We start from the raw sequence: 5972 nt of genomic DNA, 5'->3' as shown, positions 1-5972 counted from the left end.
TGGCCAGGGTCGCACGGTGGTGGGTCGCTGCGCTGCGACCCTCAGCCGCCCACCGCACGTTCGCCCCGCCGCGCACGGCCTGTCGGCCGACAGCGGTAGGGCTCAGCTGGTCGAGGCCGCGGCGGTCTTGCTCGTTAGCCTCAAGACCGTCCGCATGGTGTCGACGTCGTCGGGTTTGCCATCGAAGCGTAGTCGACGCAGGGCCGTCAGACGCTGCGTTGCAGTGGAGCCCAGTCGAGCGGTCACCAGGTCGGATGCTGATGCGCTCAAGGTCACGTCTGGTTCGTGCCGCGCCCCGGCAAGTCGTCCTCCGGTCACCGCGAAATCGAAACTGCGGCCGTCGATCTGCACGCGATACGTTGCCTGGACTCCTATGGCGCCGACGGGGTCGAAACCCAGGAGCACGCCGACGAGAAAGCCGTTGAGTGGTGACCTGGATCCCTCGACGCTGGACGACATCGTCTGCAGGCCGAAACGTGCAACGGCACCGAGGATGGGAAGCACGAGACGCCACCCGTCGTCACTGAGGGTGTAGACGGTGCGTGCGATCGGTGGGGGCAACTCGGTGCGTTCGACCACGCCGGCCTGGTGGAGTTCGTCAAGGCGTTGGGCCAGAAGGTTTGTCGCGATGCCCGGCAACTGCGCACGCAGGTCGCTGTAGCGGCGCGGACCTCCGACGAGCTCGCGCAGGATCAGCAGTGTCCAGCGCTCACCGAGCACGTCCAGGCCATTGGCGATCGGACAGTCCTGGCCATAGCTCCGCCGCCCAGTGACGCGACGATTCTATCACCCTAGATAATTTTCAATTCTATCTAGTTGATTTAGTCGTCTTAGCGGTTTAGATTGCTGTTGGGCGCGAACGCCGCCAAGCCGGGTTCTCGGGCCGCGCCGAAGGGCGCGGTAATGACCCACCGTTGGGCCTTGCTGCTAGTGGCGTCTTTGCCCAGCGGGATCGCCGTCTCGGCCACGCCAGGTACCGGGCCGGCCCGACGGGAAGGACAACATCATGAGTTTGGCGCCCATCCTTGTCACTGGCGCCGCGGGCGGCAGTCAAGGCTCGACCGGTTTCCATGTCACCCGGTTACTGTGGGACAAGGGCAGCCCTGTCCGCGCATTCGTCCACCGACTCGATGAACGGTCCGATCGGCTTCGCGCGCTCGGCGCCGAAATCGTCGAAGGCGACCTACGCGACTTCCGATCAGTCGCTGCCGCCCTGAACGGTATCCACAGGGCCTACTTCGCCTATCCGGTGCAGGAGGGCCTGCTCGACGCCGCCGCGACGTTCGCCGCCGCGGCACGCTCGGCCGGTGTAGAGCAGGTCGTGAACCTGTCGCAGTGGCTGCAGCCCGATGGCGAGCAGCCCACCCCGCACCAAGCTCGCCATTGGTTGGTCGAGCAGATCTTCGACTGGGCCGACGTCGGTGCCGTGCATCTGGATGCCACTGTCTTCTATGAAAACCTGTGCACTTGGGCCCTGAGCAGCCTGACCCGGGCCGGGGTCGTCGCCTTGCCCTGGGGACCGGAATCCACAGCGATCCCGATGGTGGGCGCCGAAGACGTTGCCCGCGTGGCCGCGGCTCTGCTGACGGGCCCGATGATGCCGAGTGGCACGGTGGTTCGATTGATGGCCGGTGGGGTCACCAACAAAGAGATCGCCGACGCGTTCGGCCAGATCTTGGGTCGGTCGGTGGGTTATGTCGAGATCAGCGACAAGCAGTGGGCCAGCGCCGCTTCGGCCGCAGGGGTCAATGCTGTTGCGGTAGAGCACCTCACCCACTTGTGGCGCTACTTGCGCACTCTCCCGCCGGAATACCAGGCGTTCTATCACACCAGCGATGCGTTCGAAGAGTTCACCAGCCGGCCGCCGCATTCTCTGGCGCAATTCCTGCGAGAGCAGAAAGACCTGTTCCCAGAGGCGGCGCCACGATGATGTTGGGCCGTTACGTTGTGGCGTGGGCGGATCCGCACACGCCAATGCCCAGCGTGACCGTTGCCCACCGACTGCAGCAAGCGGCCGTCGACGCGAGCGGTGGGCTGCTTGCCTGCGGAGCCGCGTCGTCTCGCGCCACAATCCTGGGCATTCGTTTACGGGGTGGAGGAAATCGATGAGCACCGAACCGTCGGGGACACACGCCACGAGCACCTATGTGCTGGGTCATGCCGATGTTGAAATTCGGCGGCTGCAGCTGCAGGCACGCCTGTACGACAACGACACCGAGCACGCGCTGCGCCGGGCCGGGCTGCGGCCGGGGATGCGGGTGCTGGATGTGGGCTGCGGCCCCGGCGATGTGTCCTTCGTGGCCGCTCGGCTGGTCGGGCCCACCGGAACCGTGCTGGGCGTCGACGCCGCCGCCGAGATCATCGAGGTGGCCCGCACTCGGGGCGCCGAGCTGGGCCTGTCGTGGGTCGATTTCGAGACGGCCACGATCGCCGACATCGCCTTGGACGAACCGGTCGACGCCGTGGTGGGGCGGCTGATCCTGATGCATCTGCCCGATCCGGAGTCGGCGCTGCGCCAGCTCGCCGGGCTGGTGCGGCCCGGCGGTGTGATCGCGTTCTGCGAGACTGATATCGGCGCAGTGCGCAGCGTCCCAGAGACACCCCAGTTTCGGGCTGTGACAGAAGGTATTGTGAGCGCCTTTCGGGCCGTTGGCCTGGACCCCGGATTCGGCACGACGCTGCACAGCCTGTTTCAGCGCGCGGGCTTGCCCCCACCACAGCTGACCATTGCGGCGCCGATAGGCGGAGTCAACGACCCCGATATCTTTGCCTACGCGATGGAGGTATGGCGCTTGATGCTTCCCGTAGCCGATCAACTGGGCTTGGTCACCGATGACCTCGCCGACATCGACACGCTGTTGCCGAGGTGGCGTGACGAAGCTGCCGCGGCGAGCGCGGTCATCATGATGCCGCCGATGATCACCGCATGGTCTCATCTGCCAGGTGGGGCCGCCCCCTCTTAGACACCGTCCGTGGTGCTAGTTACGACTCTTTGTCCTCGGCGTGGGTGGCGAGCGACGTCCGTGGCCGGAAACCCATTCTGAGTCGGCGATTTGATGACATCGTGGGCGGGCGTTTGGGTGCGCGGTGCGATTCGACACGGGGAGCGAACCGCGCCGGCTGTGATGGGCTGACCGAACGCCGTAGGCGTTGTTTAGGCCGTCGGGACGAGTGCCCGCGTGTGTGTTGGTTGTTGGTGTGGTTCGGCTGTTTGCATGGTCCCGGGTGTGCGGTGAAAAGTGGCGATCTGAGAATCAGGCCGACGTAAGGCGCCCTGGAATCGTCGCTTGACTTCTCGCCGGGCGGGCACGGACAACCTGGGGCCACCAGAACCATCGGCCCATCAGCGCCGCGATCGACGGTGTCATGAAAGACCGCACGACCAGGGTGTCGAACAGCAGCCCAAGGCCGATGGTTGTGCCGACCTGGCCCACGACGACCAGATCGTTGAGCACCATCGACATCATGGTGAAAGCGAATACGAGGCCTGCCGAGGTGACCACCGCGCCGGTGCCGGCCATCGACCTTATGATGCCGGTGTTGATCCCGGCGTGGATCTCCTCTTTGAACCGGGATACCAGCAGCAGGTTGTAGTCGGACCCGACGGCCAGCAAGATGATGACTGACATCGCCAGAATCATCCAGTGCAGCGGCATGCCGAGGATGAACTGCCAGACGAGCACCGAGAGCCCAAACGACGCGCCAAGCGAGAGCAGCACCGTCCCGACGATCACCAGCGCAGCGACGACAGCTCGGGTGAGCACCAGCATGATGATGAAGATCAGGCAAAGGGAGGCCACGCCGGCGATGAGTAGGTCGAAGTTGGAGCCGTCCCGCATGTCCTTGAACATGGACGCGGTGCCGGCCATGTAGATTCTCGCTCCCTCCAGCGGTGTGCCCTTGATCGCTTCGAACGCCGCGTTCTTGATGGCGTCGATGTGCGAAATGCCTTCCGCTGTCTCGGGGTCACCTTCGTGGGAGATGATGAAACGTACCGCCTTGCCGTCCGGTGACACGAACATCTTCAGACCACGCTTGAAATCGGCGTTGTCGAACACCTCCGGGGGCAGGTAGAAGGAATCGTCGTTCTTCGCTTCGTCGAATGCCGTGCCCATGGCCCTCGAATTCTGCTGCATCGACTGCATCTGATCCTGGAGGCCGCCAAATGTGCTGTGCATCGTCAGCATCATGGTCCGCATCGACTTCATGATCGCCAGCATCGGGGTCATAATCGCCACCATCTGGGGCATGAGCGCGTCGAGTTGGTCCAAATCTGGAAGAAGTTTGGCGATGTCATCGCTGAGGGTATCGATGCCGTCGAGGCTGTCGAAGGTCGAGCGCAGCGACCAGCACACCGGGATGTCGAAGCAATGTGGTTCCCAGTAGAGGTAATTGCGAAGCGGCCGGAAAAAATCATCGAAATTCGCGATACGGTCACGCAGGTCGTTTGTGTCAGCGACCATCGTTTTTGTTTGAGCGACCATGTCGTGAGTGACGCCGTTGAGCTCCCGGAGCAGACCCAGCATCCTTTCCAAGGTGTCGATCATGCCTTGGGTCTGGTCCGCCATCACCAGCATGTCGTTCATGCGGTCCTGCATGTAGGACATGTTCATCTGCTGGGAGGTGCCCGCCATGCTGAGCATGAAGGGAATTGAGCTGTGCTCGATCGGCGTGCCCAGCGGCCTGGTGATGGCCTGTACCCGCCCGATGCCCGGGGTGCGGAAGACGCTCTTGGAGATCCGGTCGATGACCAGCATGTCCGCGGAGTTGCGGACATCGTGATCGGTTTCGATTAGCAGCATTTCGGGATTCATCCGCGCCGACGGGAAATGCCGGTCCGCGGCCGCGAACCCCTCGTTGGCCGGGATGTCGGGCGGCAGATAATTGCGGTCGTTGTAACTGGGCTTATAACCCGGCAGCGCGAGCAGCCCGACGAGAGCCAGCGCCATGGACGCCCCGAGAATGGGAACGGGCCAGCGCACAACGGCGGTGCCCACCCGCCGCCAGCTACGTGTTTTGGTCTTGCGCTTGGGTTCAAACAGCCCGAACCGAGAGCCCACGACCAGCAGGGCCGGCGCCATCGTCAACGCAGCGAAGACCGCGACGAGCATGCCGATGGCCAGCGGAATTCCCAGCGTCTGAAAATACGGCAGCCGGCAGAAGTGTAGGCAGAAGGTGGCACCGGCGATGGTCAGACCCGAGCCCAGGATGACATGTGCCGTGCCGTGATACATTGTGTAGAAAGCGGTTTCGCGGTCCTCTCCGGCGTTGCGCGCCTCGTGGTAGCGGCCGATCAGGAATATCGCGTAGTCGGTTCCCGCGGCGATGGCCAGCATGGTGAGCAGATTCACCGCGAACGTTGAGAGCCCGATCACGTTGTAGTAGCCCAAGAATGCGACGATGCCACGGGATGCGGCCAACTCGATCATCACCATGACCAGGACGAGAGCCACCGTGACGACCGAGCGGTAGACGAGCAGCAACATGGTCAAGATGACGGCAATGGTGATGGCAGTGACGAGCTTGAGGCTCTTGTCTCCGGCGTGGTGCTGGTCGGCCATCATTGCCGAGCCGCCGGTCACATAGACCTTGACACCGGGCGGTGGAGGCGAATTCGCCACGATATTGCGCACGGCTTCCACCGACTCGTTGGCCAGGCTTTCGCCCATATTGCCGGCCAAATACACTTGAACGTAAGTCGCTTTGCCGTCGCCGCTTTGCGCACCCGCGGCCGTCAGCGGATCGCCCCAGAAGTCTTGGACGTGCTCGACATGCTTGGAGTCCGCTTCGAGCCTCTTGACCATCGCAGCGTAAAAGCGATGGGCGTCGTCATCCAGCGGTTTGTCGCCCTCGAGGACGATCATCGCCGAGCTGTCGGAGTCGAACTCCTTGAAATCCTTGCCGATTCGCTTCATCGCTTGCATCGATGGAGCCTCGTTGGGGCTCAACGACACTGAGTGCTGTTGTCCGAC

Annotated in this window: 5 protein-coding genes; 2 read left to right on the top strand and 3 right to left on the bottom strand. The window is 63.5% G+C overall.

Going from position 1 to position 5972, the window contains the following annotated elements; translation table 11 throughout:
- Nucleotides 1–102: 102 nt before the first annotated feature.
- Together VKI00_RS23980 and VKI00_RS23975 are read right to left on the bottom strand one after the other, a co-directional pair.
- The gene (locus VKI00_RS23980) at nucleotides 103–720 is read right to left on the bottom strand and encodes a winged helix-turn-helix transcriptional regulator (protein WP_324441940.1); all 618 of its coding nucleotides are present in this window, start codon (nucleotides 718–720) and stop codon (nucleotides 103–105) included.
- A 110-nt stretch (nucleotides 721–830) separates the two neighbouring features.
- On the bottom strand, nucleotides 831–968 hold the full coding sequence (locus VKI00_RS23975) for a hypothetical protein (protein WP_324441938.1): 138 nt from the start codon (nucleotides 966–968) through the stop codon (nucleotides 831–833).
- A 38-nt stretch (nucleotides 969–1006) separates the two neighbouring features.
- On the opposite strand from VKI00_RS23975, the gene VKI00_RS23970 reads away from it, so the two are divergent.
- Both VKI00_RS23970 and VKI00_RS23965 read left to right on the top strand, forming a co-directional pair.
- On the top strand, nucleotides 1007–1930 hold the full coding sequence (locus tag VKI00_RS23970; protein WP_324441936.1) for an NmrA family NAD(P)-binding protein: 924 nt from the start codon (nucleotides 1007–1009) through the stop codon (nucleotides 1928–1930).
- 175 nt (nucleotides 1931–2105) lie between these two features.
- The gene (locus VKI00_RS23965) at nucleotides 2106–2963 is read left to right on the top strand and encodes a methyltransferase domain-containing protein (protein ID WP_324441934.1); all 858 of its coding nucleotides are present in this window, start codon (nucleotides 2106–2108) and stop codon (nucleotides 2961–2963) included.
- A gap of 291 nt (nucleotides 2964–3254) precedes the next feature.
- On the opposite strand, the gene VKI00_RS23960 is transcribed toward VKI00_RS23965, so the two are convergent.
- The coding region (locus VKI00_RS23960) for an MMPL family transporter (RefSeq protein ID WP_324441932.1) at nucleotides 3255–5972 on the bottom strand (2718 nt) is incomplete at its 5' end.

The sequence above is a fragment of the Mycobacterium sp. genome (assembly GCF_035314665.1).
GTDB lineage: Bacteria > Actinomycetota > Actinomycetes > Mycobacteriales > Mycobacteriaceae > Mycobacterium.
This window is presented reverse-complemented; position numbering and strand designations above follow the sequence as displayed.